This window comes from Lactobacillus sp. ESL0681 (assembly GCF_029392835.1).
Lineage (GTDB): Bacteria > Bacillota > Bacilli > Lactobacillales > Lactobacillaceae > Lactobacillus.
On sequence record NZ_CP113943.1, the window covers coordinates 1,874,755 to 1,898,765 of the forward strand.

At 35.9% G+C, this 24,011-nt stretch carries 35 protein-coding genes and 1 tRNA gene; 25 read left to right on the plus strand and 11 right to left on the minus strand.

The window, feature by feature from the left end; all coding sequences use genetic code 11:
• Positions 1–112: 112 nt before the first annotated feature.
• A complete protein-coding gene (locus tag OZX59_RS09050) occupies positions 113–1,291 on the minus strand; it encodes a hypothetical protein (protein ID WP_277127017.1) in 1,179 nt (392 codons plus the stop codon).
• Positions 1,292–1,476: 185 nt separating this feature from the next.
• Between OZX59_RS09050 and OZX59_RS09055 the strand changes: the two genes are divergently transcribed.
• From OZX59_RS09055 to OZX59_RS09090, 8 genes are all read left to right on the plus strand, one after another.
• Positions 1,477–2,676 carry an amidohydrolase family protein gene (locus tag OZX59_RS09055; RefSeq protein WP_277126067.1) on the plus strand — a complete coding sequence of 400 codons (1,200 nt, stop codon included), beginning with the start codon at positions 1,477–1,479 and terminating at the stop codon, positions 2,674–2,676.
• Positions 2,677–2,691: 15 nt separating this feature from the next.
• Complete coding sequence (locus OZX59_RS09060) at positions 2,692–3,876, plus strand: amidohydrolase family protein (protein WP_277126068.1); 1,185 nt, start codon at positions 2,692–2,694, stop codon at positions 3,874–3,876.
• 337 nt (positions 3,877–4,213) lie between these two features.
• Positions 4,214–5,398, plus strand: a complete 1,185-nt coding sequence (locus OZX59_RS09065; RefSeq protein WP_277126069.1) for an amidohydrolase family protein — start codon at positions 4,214–4,216, stop codon at positions 5,396–5,398.
• 90 nt (positions 5,399–5,488) lie between these two features.
• Complete coding sequence (locus tag OZX59_RS09070; protein ID WP_277126070.1) at positions 5,489–6,487, plus strand: D-2-hydroxyacid dehydrogenase; 999 nt, start codon at positions 5,489–5,491, stop codon at positions 6,485–6,487.
• 135 nt (positions 6,488–6,622) lie between these two features.
• Positions 6,623–7,333: a GH25 family lysozyme gene (locus tag OZX59_RS09075; protein ID WP_277126071.1), complete on the plus strand. Its 711-nt coding sequence runs from the start codon at positions 6,623–6,625 to the stop codon at positions 7,331–7,333.
• Complete coding sequence (locus OZX59_RS09080) at positions 7,330–8,553, plus strand: DEAD/DEAH box helicase (RefSeq protein ID WP_277127018.1); 1,224 nt, start codon at positions 7,330–7,332, stop codon at positions 8,551–8,553. Before OZX59_RS09075 ends, OZX59_RS09080 begins: the two co-directional genes overlap by 4 nt.
• Positions 8,550–9,878 carry a PTS transporter subunit EIIC gene (locus tag OZX59_RS09085; RefSeq protein ID WP_277126072.1) on the plus strand — a complete coding sequence of 443 codons (1,329 nt, stop codon included), beginning with the start codon at positions 8,550–8,552 and terminating at the stop codon, positions 9,876–9,878. The genes OZX59_RS09080 and OZX59_RS09085 overlap by 4 nt, the downstream gene beginning before the upstream one ends.
• 59 nt (positions 9,879–9,937) lie before the next feature.
• A tRNA-Arg gene (locus OZX59_RS09090) sits at positions 9,938–10,010 on the plus strand.
• A 70-nt stretch (positions 10,011–10,080) separates the two neighbouring features.
• Here OZX59_RS09090 and OZX59_RS09095 read toward each other — a convergent pair.
• Positions 10,081–11,208 carry a site-specific integrase gene (locus OZX59_RS09095; RefSeq protein WP_277126073.1) on the minus strand — a complete coding sequence of 376 codons (1,128 nt, stop codon included), beginning with the start codon at positions 11,206–11,208 and terminating at the stop codon, positions 10,081–10,083.
• 174 nt (positions 11,209–11,382) lie between these two features.
• Between OZX59_RS09095 and OZX59_RS09100 the strand changes: the two genes are divergently transcribed.
• Complete coding sequence (locus OZX59_RS09100; RefSeq protein ID WP_277126074.1) at positions 11,383–11,571, plus strand: hypothetical protein; 189 nt, start codon at positions 11,383–11,385, stop codon at positions 11,569–11,571.
• Here OZX59_RS09100 and OZX59_RS09105 read toward each other — a convergent pair whose 3' ends face one another.
• Together OZX59_RS09105 and OZX59_RS09110 are read right to left on the minus strand one after the other, a co-directional pair.
• Positions 11,572–12,444 carry a hypothetical protein gene (locus OZX59_RS09105; RefSeq protein WP_277126075.1) on the minus strand — a complete coding sequence of 291 codons (873 nt, stop codon included), beginning with the start codon at positions 12,442–12,444 and terminating at the stop codon, positions 11,572–11,574.
• A gap of 146 nt (positions 12,445–12,590) precedes the next feature.
• On the minus strand, positions 12,591–12,893 hold the full coding sequence (locus OZX59_RS09110; protein WP_277126076.1) for an LITAF-like zinc ribbon domain-containing protein: 303 nt from the start codon (positions 12,891–12,893) through the stop codon (positions 12,591–12,593).
• A 132-nt stretch (positions 12,894–13,025) separates the two neighbouring features.
• On the opposite strand from OZX59_RS09110, the gene OZX59_RS09115 reads away from it, so the two are divergent.
• A complete protein-coding gene (locus OZX59_RS09115) occupies positions 13,026–13,793 on the plus strand; it encodes an FxLYD domain-containing protein (protein ID WP_277126077.1) in 768 nt (255 codons plus the stop codon).
• Between the two features lie 39 nt (positions 13,794–13,832).
• Here OZX59_RS09115 and OZX59_RS09120 read toward each other — a convergent pair whose 3' ends face one another.
• From OZX59_RS09120 to OZX59_RS09130, 3 genes are all read right to left on the minus strand, one after another.
• Positions 13,833–14,240, minus strand: coding sequence for a M48 family metalloprotease (locus tag OZX59_RS09120; protein WP_277126078.1), 408 nt, complete (start codon positions 14,238–14,240; stop codon positions 13,833–13,835).
• Between the two features lie 137 nt (positions 14,241–14,377).
• Positions 14,378–15,241: a type II toxin-antitoxin system PemK/MazF family toxin gene (locus OZX59_RS09125; RefSeq protein ID WP_277126079.1), complete on the minus strand. Its 864-nt coding sequence runs from the start codon at positions 15,239–15,241 to the stop codon at positions 14,378–14,380.
• A 5-nt stretch (positions 15,242–15,246) separates the two neighbouring features.
• The gene (locus tag OZX59_RS09130; RefSeq protein WP_277126080.1) at positions 15,247–15,588 is read right to left on the minus strand and encodes a helix-turn-helix transcriptional regulator; all 342 of its coding nucleotides are present in this window, start codon (positions 15,586–15,588) and stop codon (positions 15,247–15,249) included.
• A gap of 268 nt (positions 15,589–15,856) precedes the next feature.
• Here OZX59_RS09130 and OZX59_RS09135 point away from each other — a divergent pair, with 268 nt between their 5' ends.
• Positions 15,857–15,994, plus strand: coding sequence for a hypothetical protein (locus OZX59_RS09135; RefSeq protein WP_277126081.1), 138 nt, complete (start codon positions 15,857–15,859; stop codon positions 15,992–15,994).
• Here the strand turns inward: OZX59_RS09135 and OZX59_RS09140 are convergent.
• On the minus strand, positions 15,991–16,149 hold the full coding sequence (locus OZX59_RS09140; RefSeq protein WP_277126082.1) for a hypothetical protein: 159 nt from the start codon (positions 16,147–16,149) through the stop codon (positions 15,991–15,993). The two genes, OZX59_RS09135 and OZX59_RS09140, sit on opposite strands and share 4 nt — an antisense overlap.
• A gap of 59 nt (positions 16,150–16,208) precedes the next feature.
• Between OZX59_RS09140 and OZX59_RS09145 the strand changes: the two genes are divergently transcribed.
• Both OZX59_RS09145 and OZX59_RS09150 read left to right on the plus strand, forming a co-directional pair.
• On the plus strand, positions 16,209–16,934 hold the full coding sequence (locus OZX59_RS09145; RefSeq protein WP_277126083.1) for a phage antirepressor KilAC domain-containing protein: 726 nt from the start codon (positions 16,209–16,211) through the stop codon (positions 16,932–16,934).
• 57 nt (positions 16,935–16,991) lie between these two features.
• Entirely contained in the window at positions 16,992–17,231 is a 240-nt protein-coding gene (locus OZX59_RS09150) for a hypothetical protein (protein ID WP_277126084.1), read from the plus strand.
• Here OZX59_RS09150 and OZX59_RS09155 read toward each other — a convergent pair.
• Positions 17,206–17,589 carry a DUF2513 domain-containing protein gene (locus OZX59_RS09155; RefSeq protein ID WP_277126085.1) on the minus strand — a complete coding sequence of 128 codons (384 nt, stop codon included), beginning with the start codon at positions 17,587–17,589 and terminating at the stop codon, positions 17,206–17,208. The genes OZX59_RS09150 and OZX59_RS09155 overlap by 26 nt on opposite strands.
• A gap of 485 nt (positions 17,590–18,074) precedes the next feature.
• On the opposite strand from OZX59_RS09155, the gene OZX59_RS09160 reads away from it, so the two are divergent.
• Positions 18,075–18,296, plus strand: coding sequence for a hypothetical protein (locus tag OZX59_RS09160; RefSeq protein WP_277126086.1), 222 nt, complete (start codon positions 18,075–18,077; stop codon positions 18,294–18,296).
• Between the two features lie 137 nt (positions 18,297–18,433).
• Here OZX59_RS09160 and OZX59_RS09165 read toward each other — a convergent pair whose 3' ends face one another.
• Positions 18,434–18,862, minus strand: a complete 429-nt coding sequence (locus OZX59_RS09165; protein ID WP_277126087.1) for a hypothetical protein — start codon at positions 18,860–18,862, stop codon at positions 18,434–18,436.
• Between the two features lie 81 nt (positions 18,863–18,943).
• Between OZX59_RS09165 and OZX59_RS09170 the strand changes: the two genes are divergently transcribed.
• Genes OZX59_RS09170 through OZX59_RS09180 form a run of 3 tightly spaced genes read left to right on the plus strand, consistent with a single transcriptional unit; the run spans position 18,944 to position 20,215 of the window.
• The gene (locus OZX59_RS09170) at positions 18,944–19,159 is read left to right on the plus strand and encodes a helix-turn-helix transcriptional regulator (protein WP_277126088.1); all 216 of its coding nucleotides are present in this window, start codon (positions 18,944–18,946) and stop codon (positions 19,157–19,159) included.
• A 15-nt stretch (positions 19,160–19,174) separates the two neighbouring features.
• Complete coding sequence (locus tag OZX59_RS09175; RefSeq protein ID WP_277126089.1) at positions 19,175–19,918, plus strand: phage regulatory protein/antirepressor Ant; 744 nt, start codon at positions 19,175–19,177, stop codon at positions 19,916–19,918.
• A 15-nt stretch (positions 19,919–19,933) separates the two neighbouring features.
• Positions 19,934–20,215: a hypothetical protein gene (locus tag OZX59_RS09180; RefSeq protein ID WP_277126090.1), complete on the plus strand. Its 282-nt coding sequence runs from the start codon at positions 19,934–19,936 to the stop codon at positions 20,213–20,215.
• On the opposite strand, the gene OZX59_RS09185 is transcribed toward OZX59_RS09180, so the two are convergent.
• Positions 20,212–20,436 carry a hypothetical protein gene (locus OZX59_RS09185; protein WP_277126091.1) on the minus strand — a complete coding sequence of 75 codons (225 nt, stop codon included), beginning with the start codon at positions 20,434–20,436 and terminating at the stop codon, positions 20,212–20,214. The two genes, OZX59_RS09180 and OZX59_RS09185, sit on opposite strands and share 4 nt — an antisense overlap.
• An 81-nt stretch (positions 20,437–20,517) precedes the next feature.
• On the opposite strand from OZX59_RS09185, the gene OZX59_RS09190 reads away from it, so the two are divergent.
• From OZX59_RS09190 to OZX59_RS09225, 8 genes are read left to right on the plus strand one after another with little or no spacing between them, the layout of a single operon-like run.
• Positions 20,518–20,847, plus strand: coding sequence for a DUF771 domain-containing protein (locus OZX59_RS09190; protein WP_277126092.1), 330 nt, complete (start codon positions 20,518–20,520; stop codon positions 20,845–20,847).
• 5 nt (positions 20,848–20,852) lie between these two features.
• Positions 20,853–21,080 carry a hypothetical protein gene (locus OZX59_RS09195; protein WP_277126093.1) on the plus strand — a complete coding sequence of 76 codons (228 nt, stop codon included), beginning with the start codon at positions 20,853–20,855 and terminating at the stop codon, positions 21,078–21,080.
• Positions 21,070–21,222, plus strand: a complete 153-nt coding sequence (locus tag OZX59_RS09200) for a hypothetical protein (RefSeq protein WP_277126094.1) — start codon at positions 21,070–21,072, stop codon at positions 21,220–21,222. Before OZX59_RS09195 ends, OZX59_RS09200 begins: the two co-directional genes overlap by 11 nt.
• Positions 21,219–21,671 (plus strand): hypothetical protein, encoded by a 453-nt coding sequence (locus tag OZX59_RS09205; RefSeq protein WP_277126095.1) that lies wholly within the window; start codon positions 21,219–21,221, stop codon positions 21,669–21,671. Before OZX59_RS09200 ends, OZX59_RS09205 begins: the two co-directional genes overlap by 4 nt.
• A complete protein-coding gene (locus tag OZX59_RS09210) occupies positions 21,668–21,946 on the plus strand; it encodes a hypothetical protein (RefSeq protein ID WP_277126096.1) in 279 nt (92 codons plus the stop codon). The genes OZX59_RS09205 and OZX59_RS09210 overlap by 4 nt, the downstream gene beginning before the upstream one ends.
• A complete protein-coding gene (locus OZX59_RS09215) occupies positions 21,933–22,412 on the plus strand; it encodes a siphovirus Gp157 family protein (RefSeq protein ID WP_277126097.1) in 480 nt (159 codons plus the stop codon). The genes OZX59_RS09210 and OZX59_RS09215 overlap by 14 nt, the downstream gene beginning before the upstream one ends.
• 11 nt (positions 22,413–22,423) lie before the next feature.
• Entirely contained in the window at positions 22,424–23,164 is a 741-nt protein-coding gene (locus OZX59_RS09220) for an ERF family protein (RefSeq protein ID WP_277126098.1), read from the plus strand.
• A complete protein-coding gene (locus tag OZX59_RS09225) occupies positions 23,165–24,004 on the plus strand; it encodes a conserved phage C-terminal domain-containing protein (RefSeq protein WP_277126099.1) in 840 nt (279 codons plus the stop codon).
• The last annotated feature ends 7 nt before the right edge of the window (positions 24,005–24,011 follow it).

Genomic DNA, 24,011 nt, shown 5'->3' on the forward strand with positions numbered 1-24,011 from the left:
TTAATCAGTCTTTGAAATCAAATAAAACAGTAAATATCTTTTATTCATACCCCGAAAATAAAAAACAACTTTTCATTTCTGCGTGAAAAGTTGTTTTTATTTATTTGAATTTTTATAGTAACTTCAAGAAAACGGAAGCAATAATGACTGAGGCAACTGATACTGTGGCAAAGCCACCAACTAGCATCTTCGGCAGCATTTGATCAAGCAGGACTGCTTCTTCATCTTTATCCTTAGCTACGTTATGGCAAATTTCAGTAGTTAAAATATAATCTGCTGGAAATCCGAATAAGGCAGTCAGTGAACATGCAAAGGCCATTTCAGGGCTCATCTTGAATGGTTTTGCCAAAATTGCGGAAGCCAAAAACATCCCTAAAATTCCTAAGAACATTAAAACTACGATTTGTAAGAAAACTTTACCGATGATTTGCGGTGTCGTGACGCTTAATTGCGAGAAGATATAAGCCAATAAGCCGTACATCAACCATTGATAAACGTTAGCCTTGTTTAATGCACTGTCTTCTAAAAAGCCGAGTTGGTGAGCAATAACTCCGAAGATTAGACAAACTACGTTGGCATTTAAGTCAAAGTGAAGAACTTTCAATAAAAAGGCAGAAAACGCATTGGCTAGCAATGCTACTAGACCGACTTTTACGAGAATAAAAGATGCAGTATGGTATTCTTCTGGTAATTTTGACTTTTTAGTAAGTTCTGTTTCTTCTTCTTGGCTAGTTGATACACTCAGGTTGCCTTTTTGGTATTCACCAGCAACACGTCGTCCTTCACGCTTAAGCATCCAAGCGGTTAACGGATAGCCAACTACTGAGTGCATAACGAACATGGCAATTGGCAAGGCAACTAAACCGGTAATCCCAGCTGCTTTAAGACCATTAGTCATTAGCAGTGCAGAAACTAAACCACCAGTTAGCGGTGGAACGGCAGCGATGACCGTGTGCCAATCAAAAATTTTACTACCGATTGTTAGAGTTAGCAGAATGGTTCCAGCAACTCCTAATAGTGAAATACAGACTGCTTTCCATTGCTGAATTAATTGCTTTAAATTCATTAAAGTTCCTAAGTGAACCAATAATAACGAAATACAAATGTTAGCAAAGTCTGGCCCAAAGGAAGCTTTAGCAACGATATCTTTGGGTAAAAACGTCCAATAGCCAACGGCAAAGAGGACGGCGGTAATAAAAACTGACGGTACGTATGCATTAGTAATGGAAGATACCCATTCACCTATCATTAGAAAAAGCATAACTGCTGTAAAAGCTAGTACGGCATACAACGCTGGACTCATAATGTCACCCCTAAATTAAAATAAAATTATAATATGTAAAAATTGTATGCTTACGATTATAAGAGAACTTTTCGGATTAATCAATAACTTTTTTAATTTAATCTTGTAAAAAAGTAAAGCTAACCTTAAAATAAAATTACTAAATTAATTTTTGATCTAAAAAAGGAGGAAATATGGCTACCTTATTTTCTAATTGTAATTTATTTGATGCTGAGACGGCTAAGATGCAGGATAATGCGTGGTTATTGGTAGATGATCAGGGGCTTATTCAGGCTAGCGGCACGGGTCCAGCGCCTGCGGCCGAGCAAACAGTTGATTTGCATGGACAATATATAGTTCCAGGGTTAATTAATGCGCATACTCACATCACAATGGATCCAATGAATAATCGAACGGCATTTGTTAGTGAAACCGAGGCTACGGTAAATGCTTTAAAGAATTTGCAAACTTTACTTAAAAATGGAGTAACTACGATTCGTGATTGTGGTGCATTTTCTGGTGCTGATGTGAAGCTGATGAAGTTAATGCAACAAGGTAAAGTCCTGGGTCCAGAAATTGTTCCGTCAGGCCGACCAATGAGCATTACTGGTGGTCACGGTGATTTTCCAGAAGGTGAAGATGGTGACACAATTTGGGGACATTTGACCAATTCAGCCAGTGATATGCGCCAGGCAGTGCGTGAAGAGTTTAAGCATGGGGCGAAAAATATTAAGGTCATGGCAACTGGTGGCGTGATGTCGCCAACTGACCGCGTTGATGATACTGAACTGAGCGCTGAGGAATTAAATACGGCGGTTGAAGAAGCTCATTCCAAACATATGACTGTGGCTTCTCATGCACAAGGAAATCGCGGAATTCAACTGTCAATTGAGGCAGGGGTTGATTCAATCGAACACGGAATCTTTATCGATGAACAGCAAGCTGCCTATATGAAAGACCATAATATTTGCTTGGTTCCAACCCTTAATGCACCACAATGTATTGCTGATGCACCAGAAGGAGTTTTACCAGACTATATGCGTAATAAAAACGCGGAAATCAAGGAACTATTCTTTAATAATGTTGGTATGGCTATCAAGCACGGTGTGCGAGTGGTCGTTGGTACAGATGCCGGTACGCCATTTAATCGCTTTGATAACGGTACGACTACCGAGATGAAGTTGCTGGTAGAAGTTGGCGCAACTCCGCTCCAGGCATTACTGGGTGCAACCAAGTATGCGGCAGAATTGCTGCAGGTTGATGAACATTGCGGCACTTTGACTAAAGGCAAGCAAGCTAACTTTTTGGTTTTATCGGCTAATCCATTAGTTGATGTTGCGGCACTTGAGCAAGTTGATAAACAGGTTTACCAGGCAGGAAAATTAATTAAATAATTTAGGAGAATTTACATGACTAAAACAGTTTATACTAACGTTAATCTTTATGACGGTGAACGTGAAGCAGTCCAGGAAAATAGCTATCTGCTAGTTGATGACACAACTGGTAAAATTACTGCAATTGGTACTGGGAGTGCGCCAGCAGCTGATCAAACAGTTGACCTAGCTAATAAGTACGTAATGCCAGGTCTAATCAACTGCCACGATCATATGATTATGGATTCTAATGATCCAACTGGTGGTACGGCAACAGACGTTGTGAAAACTACTGTCAATTCAGTTAAGAACCTGCATACTTTGTTGAAGTCAGGTGTAACTTATGTTCGCGAATGTGGTAGCACTTATGATATTGATATTTCAATTAGTGAAATGATTGCTGATGGCAAGATTGATAAGGTGCCAGAAGTAATGCCGTCTGGTCGCCCATATTCAATGACTGGTGGTCACGGAGATATGCCTAATTTTGGTCATTTAGTTGATTCTCCAGATGAAATGCGTAAAGCAGTGCGGCAAGGAATGAAAAAGGGTGCCAAAGCAATCAAAGTTATGGCAACTGGTGGTGTGATGACCAAGAACGATTTTATGACTGATCCACAACTCAGTGTTGCCGAAATTCACGCTGCTGTTGAAGAAGCACATCATAAAAATCTGATTGTGGCTGCACATGCCGAAGGTAATCCTGGGATTATGAATGCAATCAAGGCTGGTGTTGATAGTATCGAACACGGTTTTTATGTTAATGATGAAGAAATTGACTTAATGCTGAAGCAGGGCACTTACTTAACACCAACGGTGGTCGCTGATTGGGCCTTTCCAACTTATGCCAAGGGTAAAGTGCCAGAATGGGAAATCAAAAAAGCAGCTGATGCATTGGATGATCTACGTAAAAATATTACGCATGCTAAAGAACGTGGCGTTAAGATTACTTTGGGAACAGATGCTGGTACACCATTCAATGATTTCTCAATGACGCCGGTTGAACTACAATTGCTGGTTGAACAAGGGTTTACTAATTATGAGGCACTTAGAACTAGTGTTAATTCAGCTAAGTTGATGAAGATTGACGATGAATATGGCACTCTAGCAGCAGGTAAATATGCCGATTTCTTAGTTTTAAATGAAAATCCGCTGGCTGATGTACATGCGGTTGCACAAGAAGATAAGGCAGTTTATAAAAAGGGTAAACGTGCATATTAAGTTGACAAGCTTAAATTATGATGATAGATTGTCTGTATAATTAAATATTATATATTTCAAAAAAGCAGAATAGTTGTTTAGATTTATCTTTAAAGAGAGCTGGCAAGTTGGTGAAAGCTGGTAGGTAATGAACAATGAAGATGGGCTTTTGGTTGATGACTGCTAGTGATATTGAGCTAGTAGCGGAGTTGTATCCGTTATCATTACAAGCTATTGTTTGATAGCTAGTGAGGCTTATTATGTGAGTAATAAGTGAATTTAAAGGTGGTAACACGAGCACTCGTCCTTAGATTGGGATGAGTGTTTTTTTATTGGAAATTTTTGGAGGTATTACAAAATGAGTCAAACCGTTTTTATTAACGCTAATCTGTTTGTTGGTGATCAAGATAATTTACAATCAGATAGTTATATATTGATTAATGATGAAACTGGTAAAATTGAAGAAGTGGGCACAGCTAGACCACCTAAAGCTGACAAGACGATAGATTTGAGTAATAAATATGTGATGCCTGGACTAATTAATTGTCATACCCATATTATTAACGATCCGCTAACTGCCGATGGTGATTCAAAAGCAGGTGCAGTTGTCGCAACCGTGCGAGCTGTCGATCATTTGCATGATTTATTACGTTCAGGTGTAACTTATATTCGCGAATGTGGCAGTACTTTTGAGATTGACATTGAACTTAATGAATTAATTAAAGCCGGTAAATTGACTAGAGTTCCGGAAATTTTGCCATCAGGACACCCATTTTCGATGACTGGAGGCCATGGAGATGGTCCTAACTTTGGTATTTTAGTTGATTCTCCAGATGAAATGCGTAAAGCAGTGCGTCAAGAAATTAAGAAGGGTGCCAGAGCTATCAAAGTTATGGCCACAGGCGGCGTAATGACTGAAAATGATGCCTTAGACCAGCCTCAACTTAGTGAAGCAGAAATTCGAGTAGCTGTGGAAGAAGCGCACCATAAGGGCTACGTGGTCGCAGCGCATGCTGAAGGTAATCCCGGCATTATGAACGCCATTAAAGCTGGAGTTGACAGTATTGAACACGGTTTTTACGTCAATGATGAAGAAATTGATTTAATGCTTGAAAAAGGGACTTATTTAACACCAACAATTGTCGGTGCTTGGGCATTTATGGAATATGCACCCGGAAAAATTCCAGATTGGGAAATGGCTAAAATTTCGGCAGCTTGGAAAGATTTAAGGGGTAATATTACTAAAGCCAAAAATGCTGGTGTACCAATTACCTTAGGAACAGACGCTGGTACGCCATTTAATGACTTCACGATGACTCCACAAGAATTGCCGTTACTAGTTGAGCAAGGATTTACTAATTTTGAGGCTTTGCAGACCAGTTTGAATTGTGCCAAGTTGATGAAGATTGACGATGAATACGGCACTCTGGCAGCAGGTAAGTATGCAGATTTCTTAGTTTTAGATGAAAATCCATTAGCTGATATTCATGCTGTCGTACAAGTAGATAAAGCAGTTTATAAAAAGGGCAAACGGGCATATTAAATTGGCGATAGCACAAATAAATCTTTCATATTATATTAATTTAAGTTAAAATGCTAATTAAGTAATTTAACTTAAAGGAGGATTTATTTAATGAAAGCTTTACTATATAATATTACGCCAGAACAGATGCCTCACGTGCAAAGCTGGCGTAAACATCATCCAGATGACGAAATCGAAACTACTGAAGATATTCTTGATGCGCAAACAGTCACTCAGGCACAAGGCTTTGATGTGGCTAGTGTCATGCAAGTAGTGGATATTGCTGATGAAGCTGTATATCAAAAACTTGCTGACTATGGCATTAAGCATTTGGCGTTGCGTTCAGTTGGTTATAATATTGTCAATTGGAAATATGTGCATAAATACCATATGCTTATTACTACGACGCCAGCTTATTCACCACGGGCAATTGCCGAAAATGCGCTGACTTCAGCAATGTTTTTATTACGAAACTGGGGTCAAATTTTCCAGAATGAGCAAAAGCTTAATTTTGTTCGTGAACCAAATTTGATGAGTGATGAGATTTATAATCAAACAGTTGGTATTATTGGTGTAGGCAGAATCGGTAGTGCTGTAGCGGAGATGTTCCATGCGCTAGGAGCCAAAGTCATCGCCTATGACGTGGTTGAAAATGCTGCTAATGAAGCTTTTGTCGAATATACCGATTTTGATACTGTAATTAAAGAGGCCGATATTTTGACCTTGCACACACCGCTTGATCCAGGGATGGAAAACATGATTAGCTCTGAACAATTCAAGCAGATGAAGAACTCTGCCTTGGTTATTAACCAAGCTCGTGGTCCCTTAATTAACACGGTAGATTTGATTGACGCGCTAAAGCAAGGAGAGATTGCTGGTGCAGCGCTAGATGTGTTGACTGAAGAAAATGAATTTTTTGAGAAGCAATTTACTGATATGTCTGAACTGCCTGAAACTTATCAGGAACTAGCTAAGATGCCCAATGTAGTAATTACACCGCATTCAGCCTACTATACTAAGACCTCAGTTAAAAACATGATTGAACATAGTTTGATTGATATGAAACGAGTTTATGAGGGTAAAAAGCCAGTTTATCCAGTTAATCTGTAATTATAATTTTAAAAATGATCAACTTTTGGTTGGTCATTTTTTAGTTGAATTATCTAAAATCTCCCTTTTCGCTTATAATTAAATTACTGGTATAATTAATCAGTCTAGCTTAAAAATTAATATTGGGGGTTAGCAATGAAGAGATTTCATCATAAATTTACGCTGCCGGCGATTTTGATTTTGTTGGTAATTACGATAGGGCTGCTTCTGATTAGTTTGACTAATTATAAAAAACAAACTACGTTGCCAGCCAATTCTACTGCCAGCGCAATTGGCGTTGAATTAAATCAAGACTTTGGCTATCTTGATCTGCACCAACTGCAATCCAACGGCATTTCCTTTGTCTATTTGCGTAGTACCCAGGGCAGATCATATTTTGATGATGATTACTTAATTTATCGCGATCAGATTTTAGCAACTAAATTGGCTTTTGGTACGGTCGTTGCATATAGTAATGAATCAACTCCATTGCAGCATTATCGTTATTTTATGAAAAAGGTCGGTGCGAATACTGGTAGTTTGCCGATTTTGATTGAACCAGCTGTTAGCGAGCGCAATCCGCGTTATTTACAGCAGATGGGCCAGTTTTGTCAAATGCTTATGCAGCAAGGAAAATCGGTAATGGTCGATTTAGAAGTTAAATATCAAAAGTACTTTCCTGATAATATTAAATTTATGGCAGATAGTCCCAAAGCACCCAGTAGATTACAGTATGCGTTTTGGCTTTATACTAATAATGGCCATGTCAAAAATGTTGCGGGACTAGAAGAAGGTGGTGTAACTATGATTACTTATAATGGTACAGTTACCCAATATAAACAGAAATATGGACAATTAACACAATAATGAAACAAGAAATTCAAACAATTTTAACTAAGTTAGGTTATCAAAAACCAACTTTAATTCAAAAACGGACATATCAAGCGATTCTAAATGGCAATAGTTGCATTGGCTTAGCTAAAACTGGGACTGGAAAAACCTTAGCGTATGCGCTGCCAGCGCTAGAAAAGACGTTAAAGGGCCAACCAAATAGTTTAATTATCATTGTACCGACAACAGAATTGGCAGTGCAGATTAGTCATGCAATTAATCCAATTGTAAATGCTTTAGATTTAAAGGCTATCAGTCTAGTGGGAGCTGGTAATCGTCAGCGACAAGAGCAGAAGCTAAAAAAGCAACATCCGGAAGTAGTGGTTGCTACACCAGGTCGCTTTTTTGATTTCTTTTCTAGTAATCGCATTAAAGTTAGTCAGATTAAGACCCTAATTATTGACGAGGCTGATGATATTTTAGAGTTTAGTAAAAAAGAATTGCTGAGTTCATTAGGACAAAATCTTGCTACTGATAGTCAAATTTTATTATTCGGTGCAACAGAGTCCGAAATCACGCAGGAAGCTGAAACAATTTTTGCACGTAAATTTAGAGTAATTGATGTACGGGATGAGCAACCGACAACTCTTGAACATTATTTTTTACAAATTGATAATGCACATAAGATTGATTTTGTGCAACGGCTTAGCCGACTTGATCATTTCAAAGGAATTTTGTTTTTTGATTCTAATCAAACGATGATGCGGTTCGCTGGTATTTTTGCTCATACTAAAACTAAATTTACTTTGCTGGCTAATGAATTTAGTAAACAAAAAAGAGCTCAGGCTTTGCAAGATTTTCAGTCTGGTAAGATTAATTTGTTGTTAGCAACTGATTTAGCTGCACGCGGCCTTGATATTGCGGACGTAACTTATGTAGTTAATTATGATTTGCCAAGTGAGCAAAATACTTATTTGCATCGTGCTGGTCGCACGGGACGGATGGGAGCGCATGGCTATGTGGTTACCTTAGGTGATGATCATGACTTGCGCGATCTAAAAAAATTATTACCTGATCTAGAAATTGAACGGGTGTATTTTGCTGGGAATAAGTTAACTACCAAGTTGCCTAAGTCTAAATCCGTGGTACCTGAACTGAAGGCACCAACTACTAGTAAAAAGCCTAAACATAAGAAACGGCATAATAAAAATAAGGGCTATCATCCACATTACTTAAAGCAGAAGGAGCAAAAATGAGTCGCTTAGTAGATTGGCTTGAGGATTACGTATTACCGTTAGCAAGTAAACTAGGACAGACACGCTGGCTGGTTTCGTTGCGGGATGCTTTTGTTTCGGTAATGCCGATTACCATTGCTGGATCAGTTGCCTTGCTGGTTAAGAGTTTGATTGCAGCAGCAAAAACTAATCTAGGCTGGAAAACTTTTGCGTGGGCCATGCAGCCACTGGTTTTAATTAGTGACGTAGTTTGGCGGGGCACTTTTGCTTTATTTGCGTTATTTTTAGCCTTGTCTTTAGGTTATCATTTAGCTAAAAATTTTGAGGTAGATTCAATAACTGGTGCAATTGTATCGGTTTCTTCTTTGGCAATGAGCATTGCTAATTTTACGCAAATTACCATTGCTGGACAAAATATTTCCGTTCGGCATGCCTTTGATACTAAGCAGCTTTCAACCACTGGAATTTTTACAGCAATTTTATTTGGTTCGATTGGCGTAGGATTGTTTGTTATATGTTATAAGGCGCGACTTAAAATTCGGTTATCAGCTAATTTGCCTGAAGCACAACAAAGAGCCTTTGATTCACTATTACCAGCGTTAATTGCTATCTTTGGCGTGGGAGCAATTAATTTTATTTTTCAATTTACCACAGGAACGTATTTTGGTAATTGGTTACTTAATTCGATTCAGTTGCCATTGGTAAAAATGGGTCAGGGGTTTGGTATGGTAATGCTAGTTACCTTTTTGATTCAAGTTTTTTGGTTTTTTGGAATCAATGGTCTAAGTGTTTTAGCACCAATTTTGGATTCAATTTGGTTAACTGCCCAGAATGTGAATATTACAGCTGTTCGTGGTGGTAATCCTGCTCCATTATTGTGGGTAAGGGGATCATTTGATGTTTTCGCCTGGTTTGGTGGTGCCGGTGGAACGTTAATGCTTATCGTAGCAATTTTACTTTTTTCTAAGCGAAGTGATTATCGTACAATTGCTAAGGTGGCTTTGGCTCCTGGTGTGTTTAATATTAATGAACCAATTGTTTTAGGATTACCAGTTGTCTTAAATCCTGTTTATTTTATTCCATTTATTGTTGCACCAATGGTTAATGTGGCCTTTTCCTACTGGGTAACCATGATGGGATTGGTAAATCCTGTCCAAGCGGCAATTCCAACCATTATTCCGCCAATTATTGGACCATTTTTAGCTTGTAATTATGACTGGAGAGCAATTGTTTTAAGCGTGATTAATATGCTAATTGCTTTGGCAATTTGGACACCATTTGTTTTAGCCGCGGATAAAATTGCGGATACTAATAGTCCAAGACCATATTTCACCAGACAATATTAATTACTAAAAAGATTGGCTTTTATGCTATAAATTTGGTAAAGTAAGTTTCTAGGTGTTCAGGCCCTGTAGTTCATCTGGATAGAACAATGGTCTCCTAAACCGTAGAGGTGAGTTCGAATCTCACCGGGGTCATTGAAATATGGCTGTAAAGCCTTATAAATTAGTACTTTCAGCTTAGTATGTTAGCCAAATGTTAGCCAAGCTATGCTAAATGCAATTTTTGTGGTTCGTCCATAGAATCTAATGCTTGAGCTAATATTTTTTGTTGGGCAGCTTTCATTTCGTCAATCATGTATGAATAAGTATCCATTGTAATTCCAATATTTGAATGTCCAAGCCTTTTACTGATTTCATACCAGTCAACGTGGTGAGCTACTAAATATGCTACATGGCAATGTCTTAAGCTATGAAAATGGAATCCTTTTTTGTTGATGTTTGCTTTTTTCATACGAACTCTAAGTGCATGGTTAACTGAATTGTTACTTGGTAGCTTGTTATTACTTTCAGCAAACACAAATTTGTGATCATTTTGCTTTAGATCATTAAGAATCTTAATCAATGATTTTGAAATATAAATTGTTCTTTTAGAGCTGCTATTTTTAGGAGCTTTAATTTTTTGAGAAATATAATCGTAAGACTTGTTGATATTGATTGTTTGCTTTTTTTCATCAATATCAGACCACGTAAGAGCCATAATTTCGCCAAGCCGCATTCCTGTATAGGTGGCAGTTAAAATCATATATGGGGTAGTGAATTTATGATTCAGCGAGTCCTTAGTAACCTTAATTAGAGCTTGAATTTCGGCAATTGATAAGTATTCAATATGATGTGTCTTTTTGTCGTTCCAAACCACATTGATTCGATTAGTAAAGTTTTGTGGGACAATTCCTTCATCGTGTGCATCTGAAATACATGCTTTGATAACACCATGCAATTTTTTAACTGTAATCTTGGAATGACTTTCGCCATAATCATTAATGAATTTTTGATAATCATTGCGGCTAATATTATTTATTTTAGTCAGACCAAAGTATTTTCTTAAAATATTAGTTTGACTTGTGTACCGTCTTTTAGTTGCGTCTGTGGTTCCTGGAAGCCGATAGGTAGTTGCCCAGTCCCAGAAGAAATCAACAAATACTGGATTCTCATTAGTAATTTGGTTAGAATTCTTAGCAGAAATTTGTTCGATTTCCCATTTTTTGGCTTCTGCTTTGGTAAAAAAGCCACCTTTGGTTTTATATTTTTTCTTTTTTCCAGACTTCGAATCCGGATCAAGGACATACCAAGATATCTGAACTGTCCATTTTTTACCACGTTTATATATAGACATTTAAAACGCACCTCCAATTGTGCTAAAATAAATTTGAGCGCACTAATAGCGCAGATGATGATTAATCCTACAAGAGTAACGTTTGGCGATGGAACTTTTGTAAGATTTTTTTATTTTAAGTGACTAAATTTATATATCTTGTTATAATACTCTTAAAGGAGGTAATGCTTAATCATGTTTAAAAATCCAAATCTAAAAGTATTTAGAAAAGAATACTTAAGTTCTAAAAAAGAATATTTAAATTCTAAGAGAAGAGTGGATGCGAATATGAAGAAAGCATCTGCTGAATTTGATAAACTCCATAAAGAAAACGAGATTCAATCAGATCAAATAAAAAAGGATATCGAAAAGTACTTATGTTAATTATTCAAAATACATTGCCAAAGGCTTGATGATTCTATCTTCTTTATTAAGCTGAAAAAGCATTTGTAAAAAATACATGGAAAACACTGGCATGATTTCTCCAATTTCAGAAATAGAATTATCAGTTGTAGTATCACTAAATGGTGATGCTATTTTCTTCATGACATTTTCAGTAAAACATGCTTCGATTCTTCCAATTACCGTTAATTTTCTATTGGTGAAATTTGCTGATTGTAATTGAGCTTTATTATACCGAAAGTTCCTTTCGTTTCCGATTACCAAAGAACTGTTAAGCTTAATGAAAATTGTTTCAGGGAACAATCCTTGTAAGGCAATGGCAGAGTCTTTAAACATTTGAAAGCCTTCTTTATTATCTTCGTCAGTAATTAACTTTTCAAGTGAATCATTATCTGTGAAGTCTCTCATTAATCCGAAATCTGTTATACTAAATTCTTGTTTTAACTTAACAAAAGTACCATCAATTTGTTTTGCATGTGTATGCATAAGTTGATCATGCTCTAATTCTTTTTCAATAATATCAATTGCGTGATCACTATACACAGTATCAATTGCGTTTTGACTCATATCAGAATTTCCAATTGTTTCTTGATGTGAATTCTGATTTACGGAATCAAGTTTTCCTTCAGCAAGCTTAGGAATACCACCTTGTATCCCACTGCTTTTACTGGTACCTTCAGAATCCGTTGAACTTGCTTCTGATGTAGTTTGATTTACTTTTCTTATAACTTTTGGAATACCATCTTTTAATTGTGCCAATACAGAATTCATTTCTGTTTCGTCTATATAAACGTATTCTTTAATTGATTTTGTGGCAGTTTGATTTTCTTTTCTTCTATGGCTTTGTCTTCCCATTTTTGCCTCCTAAATATGTTAAAATAATTAAAGAGAGTAAATATCCAATATTACTTTTAATCGATTAATAGTTAAGTTTTCCAGACGAGCTGTTAATCGATTTTTATTTTCCTCCGTGTTTATGCACGGGGGATTTTTTTGTGGGATTATTTTTTGTACTGGAATTGCTTTCCGCAATCCATACAAATCATATCTACCTTTTTAGTCTTTTTACCAGCAAAGCCTGCAAGTGCGCCGACTCCTCCAGTTAGCATTGTTCCAGCAGCTGCTTTCCCAACTGAAAATTTCTTTCTATGCTGGCCTAAAGCAGAAATATTTGTTGATCGACACTTTGGACAACGAACTTTTTTCTGAAATACAGAATCAACCTCTGATATGGCGTCACTAACTGTTTCCAGTTGATCTAGAAAACTCGGCTTACCATCTTTACCCGGCTTAAATAGTCCCATTTTAAACTCCTTTTAAAAATTATTTATGCTAAATTTGTTAGTTGAAGTTATGAACAAATTTTCCTTTTATTCTTAGTAATAATTTAATACAATTGTTATTGAAAGTGCAATTATTATTTTTAGGAGAATAGAATGAAAAAAGTAAAATACTTTATTGTAATGCTGCTTGTACCAATGATTTTATTTGTTACAGGGTGTAGTAAAAAGAAATCTGTCAAATATTATGATACAAATTTTATTTTTGGATTGGAACAAGGATTACAGAATAGATGGGATGCAACTGATAAAATAAAAGATGTTTCTAATATTAAAAAATCTGAGTATGCGAAGATTGTAAATATTGAATTGGATTCAATTAGTAGGTATAAAAATAAAAAATTTAAAAGCGATAAATTGCATCAAGAAGCATTAGAATATATAAATGCATTGAATCAGCAAAAAGAAGCTGTCAAGAGTTATAATGACTCAGATTTTCCTGAGAAGTGGGAAGAAAGTTATAATAAGCGTACTGAAATTCTCATAAAAATTAACAAAACTCACAAGTTAACTTTTGATTCCAAATATGATGACGATTGGACCGAACTTACACGTAACGGCTCAAGTGTAGTCGGTAAGAATAAAAAAGAAAAGCAAGTTTCTAAACTTATTAAGCATATAAAATTTAAGTTAACTCAAAATATGGATGGATTAAAGACATACGATGCTGAAGTAAAGAATACTACTAACTATAGTTTTAAGAGCTTTTCAATTAACGTGAAGCTCTTAAATAATAACGGAGTAGTTGTAGATACACAGCCTATTGTTGTAGAGAATTGGAGCAAAAACCAAACTAATCAATTAGAGTTTGAGACTGAAAAAGATTTTAGTAAGTATAAAATTGTAAAAAGTTTTGTAGAATAAAGCTTTTAAATACAGACCAATAAAGGTCTGTATTTTTTCTCAAAATAATAAATCGTCATTATTTCTAAATAAATCAACAGTGTCATCAAACATTCTGTTGGGTATTCCATATTGCTGCATAAAATCATGTGGTTCTTCAAAAGAATCATACTGTATAGTTGCGTAATCAAAAATTAGATTTAGTGAATATAAATCTGCGTGACGCTCTTTAGATGTTAAAGCATTTCCGCAATAGTTAGAAATACCAGTGTCACCATCCATTAAGTGTCCTATTTCATGACCAATAATGAAAGGTAATTCATTCCTATTTTTCCAATTAGTGTTAATAATAATTAAATTTCTTGTTTTATCAGCAAGAGAACGGTATTCTTCATCTTTACAAATTTGAGCGATACCAAAACCTTGGTCAAAAGCAAAATCAAATAAAAATTGTATCAAATCATTCATATTATTCCTTTAAATAAAAAAAGAGAGAAGAAATTAATTTCTTCTCTCGAGCATAAGCTCATCTAAATATAAGATCACTATGTGATCGACACTCACTCGTGCCTATAACTAGAGATTATCACATGTGATGGAAGAAATCAAATTAGATTATTTAGACTAATTTTTATTTTATGAAGAGCATTATCTGAAATAAGAATTCTACTAACTATACTCTTGTCATAAAAATCTATTAATCTTAATTTACTTATTGTTTTAATATTGTTTACAGCCGCAAAAGTATTTTTATTATGCTTTTTTACTTCGTTACTAAATTTTTTTATTTTGTTTGTGGATAAATTTAACTTGATTAATTTTTCATTAAGTTTATCAGTAGCTTCAAAGAGATCAGATACTTTACTTAATGTAGGATAATGATCACTATTTGCATATTTTGCTAGCAGTCCTTTTAAAAAAATCCAGTCTTTTTCATCAACAGCATTAGTCTGCTTGTATTTTTTACTCATTTTTTGCAAAGCAGTAGATTGAGTAATAATATTTATTTCTTCCTTTGTTGCTTTTGGGCCGCCTTTTAAAATATTTGGCAACTCACTTAATTCTTTTGAAACTGATTTTAATTCGTTAGAGGTAGATTTTCTAGAAGCAAATACAGCTTCTTGCATTCTATTTGTAAGTTCCTTACCAAGACTTACATAAGAACTGTGCAGTTTAGAAGACAAAGGTACAACTGTTAAAACAGTTTTATATTTATCATCTTTTTTATTTAAAACTACAGCAAAATGTGGACCACAAAGTTCTTGACCAATAGAGGTACCAAAGTTAACTAAAACTATTTCTCCAGGAATGTACTTTCTATAATACCTGGGTGTAGTTTTATTTACTTCATTTTGAAGTTGATAAGCATAGAAAGAAACCCATGATGGTAGATGTTTAATTTTAAAATTATCAATATCACTGTAATACAGTTTTAAAAAATGCTGAATCTTTTTTTCTTTATCTATCATTTTATCTACCTCTTCCTACCATGTTGGATATCGGAATCCATCAGGTTTTTAATAATATCAAGATAATCATCAGGAATTGGGCGACCACGGTAAGATAATAATTCATCGTTTTCAATATCTATAGCACGATGATCTTTTGACACAGGTGACGGGTCATCTGTATTACCAAGCAGGTAGTCAGTGGAAGTATGAAGAACTTTGGCAACCTTCTGCAGGTTTTCTGTAGAGGGTGTTTTTGTTTTCCAATGATAAATAGAATTCTTTCCTAAACCAGCCTTATCATTTACATATGAGAGCGTCATTTTTCGCTCAGATGCTAATTCTTTTAATCTTTCAAATGTAGTCATACCAACCATTCCTATAATTCAAATGATCAAATTTAGCACAAGTGCAAAAATATCGGTTGACTTTTTAGCACAAATGACTTATATTTAATTCATCAAGTAATTGAGCAAGAAAAAACTAGCCTATCAATTCAGTTACTTTGGCGAGTGAAGATTGATATAGCAGTGATTTCACGCTTATTTGTCATGACTACATATTAGCACCTGTGCTAATTACAGTCAAGAACTTGATTAAAAAAATACTGTTTGTTGCATTAAGGAGGTGAGACAAATGGAAATAAGAATTACAGGGACATCTGAAGAGATAGAAAAAGCTCTCCATAATTTAAAAATTACAAGAGAGCGAAAAAAATATTTGTATTCTGGTGTTGATGGAAAAAAGATTTCCGAAAGAACAGAAGAATATTAACTGCTTTCTAAGTTGACCAATTCATCGTAATACATTTTGACTAAATTAATCATGTCTTTTTTATAAACTACATCATTTGTAGTACGTGAATTTGCTTCTATTTGAGAGCAAGTTAACTTAATAGCTTGCTTTAACAAATCTCTATCCTTAGCCATGATTGTCACCTCCTTTTTAACTGAGATGACTTAAGTATAACAAGAAAGAAGGAATTTAAATGCAGGAATTAATAAAAGTACAGGTCAAAGGTGACCAACAATTGGTTAGTGCCAGGGACTTGCACAAAGGATTAGGTTTAACTACAAGATTTAGTAAATGGGTTGAACAGAATTTTAAAGACTTCGAAGAAGACGTAGATTTTACGACTGTAACTACAGTTACGGACATGCCAAACGGTGGTACTAAGCCACTTTTAGACTACGCTTTAACAATCGACATGGCAAAACAACTTTGCCTATTAAGTCGAACTGAGAAAGGTAAGCAATATCGCAAATATCTAATTGAGGTTGAAAAGAAATGGAACGATCCAGCCGAAATTGTCAAACGAGGCTACGCCATTCTGCAAGACGAAAACAATCATCTCAAAATTGAAAACGAAAAGATGAAGCCAAAGGCAATATTTGCAGACGCAGTATCTACCAGTAAAGCAACTATTTTAATTGGACAGTTAGCAAAAATTTTACGTGGTAATGGCGTAAATATTGGTCAGAACAGATTGTTTGCTTGGTTGAGAGAACATGGCTATCTAATCAAAAAGCGTGGCAGATTGTGGAATACGCCAACTCAATGGGCGATTGATCATGGTTGGTTTAAAGTCAGAGAAAAGGCTTCAAGCAATCCTGACGGCAGCACTTATGTAACTTACACAACGATGGTAACTGGTGAAGGTCAGAAGTATTTCATTAACAAACTATTGGGTAGTGAGCAAATGGAACTGGTCTAAATAAGTCAAGAACTTGATTAAAAAAATACCGTTTATTGCATGAAGGAGGTGAAATAGATGGAAAATGTACGATTGGAAAAACTCAATAACTATATTTATTTCTATCTTGATAAAGATGGAAACAGAATTCCGCTAATCGCAAGTGCAGGCCAAGGACTCTATTTTGATGATGACATCCATCCAAAAGGAGAAATGAAAAAACTGATTTTAGAATTATTGCCTAAAAATCAGCTTTCTACAGAAATATTTATCTGGGTTGATGGAACAGAATTTAAGATAGGCCGAGTTGATGATTAGCTATCGCACTGGCTACCGAAACTACGGTATCAAATGCAACTTTAATGCCATCTTGTTTCAGTTTGTCTTTTGTTTTTGTCCATATATCTTGATTTCGAATTGAGTTCAAGTATTCATTACCTTGCCAAGTTAGATTTCCCACAGAAGGAGCTATTTTATACGAATCACCTACAGGAGTAGGGAGTTTGGTAACAAGGCTGCCTTCGAATAGCCTTGCAAGGGTATATGCAAGTTCATCATAAGTGAAGCCTTTGGTTTCAGCGAAGTCAATTAGTTCTTTTGCTGTTGGGCCACCTGCATGGTTGCTTTTAGCTATTTCAATCAAGATTTCACGGACAAAATCATAATTTAGTTCCATAATTGTCACCTCCTTTAATTGAGATGACTTAAGTATAACAAGAAAGAAGGAAATATGATGCATTAAAAAAATCATAGCTCTCAGGAAAGCTATGACTGCGAAATTGTTTTATTCTCAAGTGCGTCCTGAAACACCAACTAGGACTTGATGGTATCGTCGCCCAAGCCTGTACCTAGTTCAGCTGCTTAACTTTAATGTGTAGTCTTGCTTTAAAGGATTTACCTTTACGTCGAATAATAAATCCTATCGAGTTAAATTTACACGACAGAAAAATTTATCTCCCACAAGGTTGTGCGTCTTAACGTAGACACTAACGCTAAAGTCCTCACCAGCTTAACGGTTAAACAGTTATCCGCGAGAAAACAGGTCTCTCAAAAAGTCTTTCAAAGTGAACAACTCCTTTCAAAACCTGTTTTTATATTATCAATTTTAGTGTGTTTCATCAAGAACTTGATTAAAAAAATACTGAAAGGAAGTGAGAAGTAATGAATATTCGTGATGCTGCTTTAAGAGCACAAAAAATAGGCAAGGGTATCGCACGAAAAAGTGACGGTCCTCGGCCTACGATGTTTATTTGTACCAATTCAACAGCTGGAATTATAGTTCAGCCAAAATTTGATGAAACAACAATTTCTGCATGCTGGATGCCAACATTAGATTACATAACCGCTAATGACTGGTACGTGATGGGTGATGTACATGAATGAAATAGCTTGGGGAATTGAATTTGTGCTATCAGCATTTTGTTTAGTCTTAGCGACTGAATCCGTTTGCGATAAACACAATGATCGGATATCAAAATATTTATTATGCATAATCATATGCTTTGAGACGGTAATTTTAACTATTTTAGTATTGCTACTGTTGCATTTTTTATAGTGGTATGTATTTTTTGAATTTCTTTTTCAGTTAGCCAACTGGTTGTGTTAATGCTTTGAATTACAGAAATTAGGTCGTTAACAACTTTGGCTTTATCTGGACTAAGTATAGGCAATACTTTTCCGCAATCAGATAAAGCTTGCTCCTGATTCTTAGCAATCATAACCCCATCAAAAGTATTAATTGAACTCAAAAAATTTGAAATTAATTCATTCTTTTTATCTTGAAGATGTTGCTCGCGTTTAAGTTTTTCATTTTCACGAGCAAACCCTTCTTTGGTTAGTTCAATATCTTTAATAGTTTGATTATTCCGTTCGTTGTTGCGCCGGTTAACGAATAAAGAAACTCCTGTTAAAAGCATGCTGGCAATACTAATAAATGTGCTCCAGGTCATAAATGTCACCTCCTTTGCAACATAATTATCTCATAAAAAGTAGGAGGCGTTTTCACAAGCTTTAGAAAGGAAGTGAAAATCATGGTTGAAGAAGAATTATCAAATATCGTTGAAGATATGGAGATTAAATTTACTGTTGCTTTAAAAAAGCATCATATGAAGCAATATGAGTTAGCAAAAGCAATTGGAACTGGACCGCAGCAGCTTAATCGTGCGCTTCATGGTGATATGAGTCCGCGTTCTAAAGAGATTCGCAAACAGGCTGCTGAAAAATTAGGCTTGTATTACAGATATTAGAAAGAAGGAAATAAGATGCAAGAATTAGTGATCATGCAAAATCAACAAGTTGTAACTAGCAGCTTGCAAGTTGCAGAAGTATTTGGAAAGCAACACAAGAAAGTGTTAAGAGATGTCAGAGACATAATTAAAAAAGATGGGGCCAAAATTGGACCCATGTTCGAAAGGTCAACATATAGCGACAGCTACGGTCGTCTAAAAGAAATGTATTTTATGAATCGTGATGGTTTCACTTTGTTGGCAATGGGCTATACAGGTTCTAAAGCAATGGAATTCAAGTTGAAGTACATTAACGCTTTTAATCAAATGGAGCAAGAAATTAAAGCGATTCAAGCTGGTCACCTCGACAGTTACATGATTGAAGATCCCGTAAAGCGAGCTGAGAAATGGCTTGAAGAGCAGAAGACGTATTTAAAGGCTAAACCTAAAGCAGATTATTACGACAGCCAAATGCGAAATCCGGGACTAATGACCACGACTGAAATTGCTAAGGATTTTGGCATGACGGCTAAGAAGCTGAATGTTGAGTTGCATAAGCGGCATGTCATTTATCGTCAAGGCAAAGTGTGGGTGCTGTATCGCAAGTATGATGCCGAAGGCTACACGCAATACGAGCCATACTCTTACTCAAAGGACGGTAAAAAAGCTCAAGGCGTTCACAACAATCTCAAGTGGACACAAAAAGGCAAGAAGTTCATTTATGACTTGCTTACTGAAGATGGTATTCATCCAGTGCTAGAGCAAATGGAATTGGTGTAGGGAGGAGAAAATATAATGCAAGGAACAATCAAAATCAATGCTAAACAAGCAATAAAGCAACTGGACATAATTATCAGCAAAGCTAGAGAAGCAAATGCTGAAATTGAAAAGCTAAGAAAAAATGTTGATGCAATTAAAAAAGAGCAGTCAATTGATGACCACTCTCAGAAAGAAATAACTAATAAGAAAATTGAATGTCTTGCTAAAAGTTACTTCAAAGAAATAACAACAATGCCTGTGTATTCTGCTGAGGATACTAAAGCTGTTGCTGAGTTATACAAGGCAATTATGAACTAATAATCATACATCATAATACTTTCAGTATTTGATAGATTGACTACAAGTGTTTGGTCACCAATGAACGAAACATATCCACTGATTGAATTTGGATCAAGCTTTCTAAATTCATCAGCGGTAACTTTAGAATTTTTTGCGGCCAAATTGTAACGTACCTTTACTTTAACTAAATTAGTAATTTTAGTTTTGGAGCCACTCTTGCCTGTAATTATTGCTGTCATATAAATCACCTCCTAACTATTAATGATTATCGCATTAATAGTTAGGAGCTGTACATAAATTTTAGAAAGGAAGTGGGGAAATTGGTTGAAAGCATAACCGTTGAGTTGTCGCCTAAGTCTATTGATAAAATTGTTCAACTGGTCGAAGCGAAAGTAATGACTAGACTACGAAATCACATAGAAGAGAATGCTAGTGGTCAAATTATTAATCTTAATGAATTTAATAAAAAATACATCAAAAAAACGCCTGATTGGATTAAACAAAATATTTTTTATGAGTTTAATCCCGATTGGGTGGAAGACATTCATCCTGGTAAAGGTAAGGCATTTCGAATTCATGAAGATGAAGCAAAACAATGGTTAAAAGAACATAGGCAACAGATAGATTGGAATGCAAAGTTAAGGAGGTGATGTAAATGGTTAAGCAAGACAAAGATTATGCAGCAACGACACTCATTGGGCTGCTAGTTATGGCAGTTGTGGAGTTTGCAGCTTATGATGCGAACTGCATCTGGAATAACGGTTGGACACAATTGTTCGAAGATGTTGGAGCGCTAATTTTAGTAATTGCAGCAGTATTGTTTATCAGCGCATTGTATTTTCTGAAGCGGGATAAGAAAGGAGCAACGAAAGATGAGCTTTAAAGAACGGCTACATAAAAAGCAGCTAGAAGAAAATTTAGTTATTGCAAGTAACTGTTATGGTGAAAACAAAAAGTCCGCAATCTCTGGTACAGATTGTGGACTAAGAAATATAAACATATTTAAGGAGAGTATAGCACAATGAGCGAAGAGAGACGAGTTTTTAATAAGAATGGTATTTGTTTGCATAATTATCATTATGATTATCGTGGCGGATGGCAGTTTGGTCGAGTACAGCCAGCTAATTCCTTTACTTTTGCAGAGCTAAAAGACATTATTGCTAGCGAAATGAATTTTAGTGACATGGCTTTAGTTGAGGCTGAAGGTGGCGCAGCTTGGCTATGGGAACAATGTGAGTTGGCTGAAGAAAAACGCATTTTTAAAATTGGAGAAAGCTTTTTATTCAAACTTGATGGAGAGTGGTTCTTTGGTAACTATTCCAGATCAGGTTATAGTCCTGAACCATTGACTGCTGCGGAATTTAAAGAAGCCTATTTTGACTTAGTTGACTCAAAGCACACAAATATTTCGGATGATGATTGGCATAAAGTCTGGCTTAAGTTTAGCGAACCAATTGAGGAGGACAGGTCATGAATATTACTAAAGATGATTTAACAGAAATGATTGAACAGCAGGCTACTGAAGATGTAGAAAACAGGCTCACAGAGCTTTTACCACAAGGACAAGGGGAATCATACCAAAAGGTAAGAATGGCTTATCAAGCGCTCCAAAACACAATAGAATTCAAACAATTTAAGCAGAGCTTTATTGAATTTCACAACAGAGCACTAACTAATAATCTACTAAGCCAACTTGGTAAGATACCAGACATGATTAAGGAAGCAGGAGATAACTATGAAGCTTTTTGAAATTAACGATGCCATTAAACAAATTATGGACAAGGATGATCTTGATCCAATTGCGATGAAAGACACGCTTGATGCACTGGAATTAACACGTGACGAAAAGCTAGATAGTCTAGCAGCCGTTATTGAGAAAACAAACTCTGAAGTTACTTTTCTAAAAGATAAAATCAGAAAGTTAACTGATCAAAAACACTTTGCTGAAAACAGAATAAATAATCTGCAAGAGTACATGACTGGTATTTTGGACGAAGCAAACATTAAGAAATTGCAGACTAAGAATCATATCCTCAAGCCACGCAATTATAGGGACAAAACAATTGTTTCAGATGGCGAAAAATTACCACAAGAATACAAGATTAAAGAAGAAGTCGTCAAGATTGATCGCCAAAAGATTTATCAGGACTTGAAAGACGGCAAAGAAGTAGCAGGTGCACACTTGAAACCTAACCGAAAGACAACGATTAGCTAGGAGGTTCAATTATGACAGAAGCGATTAAAGAACATCCCAAAGATTATGTGCCACTAGCTGAAAAAATTGCTAAGGCTAATCATGATATCGGAGCAATTGCCAAAGACGGTAACAATAACTTTCAACGATATTCTTTTCAATCAGAAGCAGCGATTAAAGCAGCTGTGCAACGAGTAATTTCTGAGAATCAATTTTCAATTATTCCTAAGTTTGAAATTATTGAGCGGGAACAACAACCAACTAAGAACAGAGGGGTAAACAATTTCGTTTATGTTTTGGGTACATTTACTATTACTGACGGGGTTGAAACTTTAACAGGGTCAATGCCAGGGGCTGGTGCAGATACGGGCGAGAAAGCCGTACAGAAGGCTTGTACGAGTGCACAAAAATATTTTTACAAGCAGCTGTTCAATATTACGGATAAAGACGAAGATCCAGATGCACAAGATAGTAATCCAGGTGGTGGCTATCAAAAACAACAGCGAACTACTAAACGCCAGCAACCAGCACCAAAGAAGCAAACCGCACCGACTAAAATCTTTACTGACAAAGAATTGCTAGATTACACAATTACTGATGAGCACGGAGAAGTAAAGCTAGTACAAGTTGTCTCAGAAGCGGTAGCCGGCAATCAAGAAAGTAAGGCTACCTTACATGGCTTAGGTGGCGAAAGTAAACAAGCTTATGCCCAAATTTATAAGCAGCAACTTTATAAGAAGTGGCTAAGCGGTTCAGAGTCGGGAGGCAAGTAAATGACTGATACTTTAAATCAATCTAGAGCATTCTTGATGATACCGGCTAGCGTGGCACATGATCAAACTTTGTTAAAGCAGCCCAAAGCAATTATTTTGTTAGGAGAAATTGTGTCAATGCTCAATGTTACTGGTGTATTTTACATTAATAATAATACGTTGAGTAAGCGATTGGATTGTACAAAAAGATCGATAATCAACTACTTAGATTTGCTGGAAAAACGTGATTTGGTAAGACGCAAGTTCTTTAAAAATGATGATGGAAAAGTGGTGAAACGTGAAATTACCGCAGGCAAAGGCTTAACAAGAGCTTTTGCAAACGGGTGGGCTGTTCATGATGAAATAGAATTCACCACCCCCGGTGAAACAGCGTTCACTACCCCTAGTGAAACGGAATTCACTACCCCCGTGAAATATGTTTCCACTAAAGAGAGCATTAATAAAGAGAACAATAATAATAGAAATATATATAGTCCTGCTGAAGCAGAACCACCTGTCTCACAGAAAAATAATTCAGTCTTTAAGCAGATAATTGATTACTTGAATGACAAGGCAAAAAGAAATTTTAAATATACGAATAAGTCTACCCAACGATTGATTAATGCTCGAGTAAATGACGGCTATGATGTAGCTGATTTTAAGAAAGTGATTGATAACAAGTGTGCACAATGGCTTAACGACAAAAAAATGTATAGATATTTACGTCCAGATACTTTGTTTGGTCCCAAGTTTGAAGGTTATCTCAATGAAAATGTACCTGGCATGCCAATGGAACAGGAAATGGATCCACGGATGTTGGCCAAGGTACCTGATGAAATAGATGATGACTTACCCTTTTAGAAAGGAG

What these genes read in the sequence shown, in the direction of transcription:
- OZX59_RS09115 (WP_277126077.1), top strand. Translation starts at nt 13,026, where the DNA reads ATGAAAAAAGTAAAATACTTTATTGTAATGCTGCTTGTACCAATGATT.
- OZX59_RS09070 (WP_277126070.1), top strand. Translation starts at nt 5,489, where the DNA reads ATGAAAGCTTTACTATATAATATTACGCCAGAACAGATGCCTCACGTG.
- OZX59_RS09220 (WP_277126098.1), top strand. Translation starts at nt 22,424, where the DNA reads ATGACAGAAGCGATTAAAGAACATCCCAAAGATTATGTGCCACTAGCT.
- OZX59_RS09120 (WP_277126078.1), bottom strand. Translation starts at nt 14,240, where the DNA reads ATGAATGATTTGATACAATTTTTATTTGATTTTGCTTTTGACCAAGGT.
- OZX59_RS09105 (WP_277126075.1), bottom strand. Translation starts at nt 12,444, where the DNA reads ATGGGAAGACAAAGCCATAGAAGAAAAGAAAATCAAACTGCCACAAAA.
- OZX59_RS09170 (WP_277126088.1), top strand. Translation starts at nt 18,944, where the DNA reads ATGGTTGAAGAAGAATTATCAAATATCGTTGAAGATATGGAGATTAAA.
- OZX59_RS09180 (WP_277126090.1), top strand. Translation starts at nt 19,934, where the DNA reads ATGCAAGGAACAATCAAAATCAATGCTAAACAAGCAATAAAGCAACTG.
- OZX59_RS09075 (WP_277126071.1), top strand. Translation starts at nt 6,623, where the DNA reads ATGAAGAGATTTCATCATAAATTTACGCTGCCGGCGATTTTGATTTTG.
- OZX59_RS09140 (WP_277126082.1), bottom strand. Translation starts at nt 16,149, where the DNA reads ATGGCTAAGGATAGAGATTTGTTAAAGCAAGCTATTAAGTTAACTTGC.
- OZX59_RS09085 (WP_277126072.1), top strand. Translation starts at nt 8,550, where the DNA reads ATGAGTCGCTTAGTAGATTGGCTTGAGGATTACGTATTACCGTTAGCA.
- OZX59_RS09160 (WP_277126086.1), top strand. Translation starts at nt 18,075, where the DNA reads ATGAATATTCGTGATGCTGCTTTAAGAGCACAAAAAATAGGCAAGGGT.
- OZX59_RS09200 (WP_277126094.1), top strand. Translation starts at nt 21,070, where the DNA reads ATGAGCTTTAAAGAACGGCTACATAAAAAGCAGCTAGAAGAAAATTTA.
- OZX59_RS09130 (WP_277126080.1), bottom strand. Translation starts at nt 15,588, where the DNA reads ATGACTACATTTGAAAGATTAAAAGAATTAGCATCTGAGCGAAAAATG.
- OZX59_RS09055 (WP_277126067.1), top strand. Translation starts at nt 1,477, where the DNA reads ATGGCTACCTTATTTTCTAATTGTAATTTATTTGATGCTGAGACGGCT.
- OZX59_RS09205 (WP_277126095.1), top strand. Translation starts at nt 21,219, where the DNA reads ATGAGCGAAGAGAGACGAGTTTTTAATAAGAATGGTATTTGTTTGCAT.
- OZX59_RS09215 (WP_277126097.1), top strand. Translation starts at nt 21,933, where the DNA reads ATGAAGCTTTTTGAAATTAACGATGCCATTAAACAAATTATGGACAAG.
- OZX59_RS09225 (WP_277126099.1), top strand. Translation starts at nt 23,165, where the DNA reads ATGACTGATACTTTAAATCAATCTAGAGCATTCTTGATGATACCGGCT.
- OZX59_RS09155 (WP_277126085.1), bottom strand. Translation starts at nt 17,589, where the DNA reads ATGGAACTAAATTATGATTTTGTCCGTGAAATCTTGATTGAAATAGCT.
- OZX59_RS09210 (WP_277126096.1), top strand. Translation starts at nt 21,668, where the DNA reads ATGAATATTACTAAAGATGATTTAACAGAAATGATTGAACAGCAGGCT.
- OZX59_RS09060 (WP_277126068.1), top strand. Translation starts at nt 2,692, where the DNA reads ATGACTAAAACAGTTTATACTAACGTTAATCTTTATGACGGTGAACGT.
- OZX59_RS09165 (WP_277126087.1), bottom strand. Translation starts at nt 18,862, where the DNA reads ATGACCTGGAGCACATTTATTAGTATTGCCAGCATGCTTTTAACAGGA.
- OZX59_RS09110 (WP_277126076.1), bottom strand. Translation starts at nt 12,893, where the DNA reads ATGGGACTATTTAAGCCGGGTAAAGATGGTAAGCCGAGTTTTCTAGAT.
- OZX59_RS09095 (WP_277126073.1), bottom strand. Translation starts at nt 11,208, where the DNA reads ATGTCTATATATAAACGTGGTAAAAAATGGACAGTTCAGATATCTTGG.
- OZX59_RS09145 (WP_277126083.1), top strand. Translation starts at nt 16,209, where the DNA reads ATGCAGGAATTAATAAAAGTACAGGTCAAAGGTGACCAACAATTGGTT.
- OZX59_RS09135 (WP_277126081.1), top strand. Translation starts at nt 15,857, where the DNA reads ATGGAAATAAGAATTACAGGGACATCTGAAGAGATAGAAAAAGCTCTC.
- OZX59_RS09175 (WP_277126089.1), top strand. Translation starts at nt 19,175, where the DNA reads ATGCAAGAATTAGTGATCATGCAAAATCAACAAGTTGTAACTAGCAGC.
- OZX59_RS09100 (WP_277126074.1), top strand. Translation starts at nt 11,383, where the DNA reads ATGTTTAAAAATCCAAATCTAAAAGTATTTAGAAAAGAATACTTAAGT.
- OZX59_RS09065 (WP_277126069.1), top strand. Translation starts at nt 4,214, where the DNA reads ATGAGTCAAACCGTTTTTATTAACGCTAATCTGTTTGTTGGTGATCAA.
- OZX59_RS09185 (WP_277126091.1), bottom strand. Translation starts at nt 20,436, where the DNA reads ATGACAGCAATAATTACAGGCAAGAGTGGCTCCAAAACTAAAATTACT.
- OZX59_RS09195 (WP_277126093.1), top strand. Translation starts at nt 20,853, where the DNA reads ATGGTTAAGCAAGACAAAGATTATGCAGCAACGACACTCATTGGGCTG.
- OZX59_RS09125 (WP_277126079.1), bottom strand. Translation starts at nt 15,241, where the DNA reads ATGATAGATAAAGAAAAAAAGATTCAGCATTTTTTAAAACTGTATTAC.
- OZX59_RS09150 (WP_277126084.1), top strand. Translation starts at nt 16,992, where the DNA reads ATGGAAAATGTACGATTGGAAAAACTCAATAACTATATTTATTTCTAT.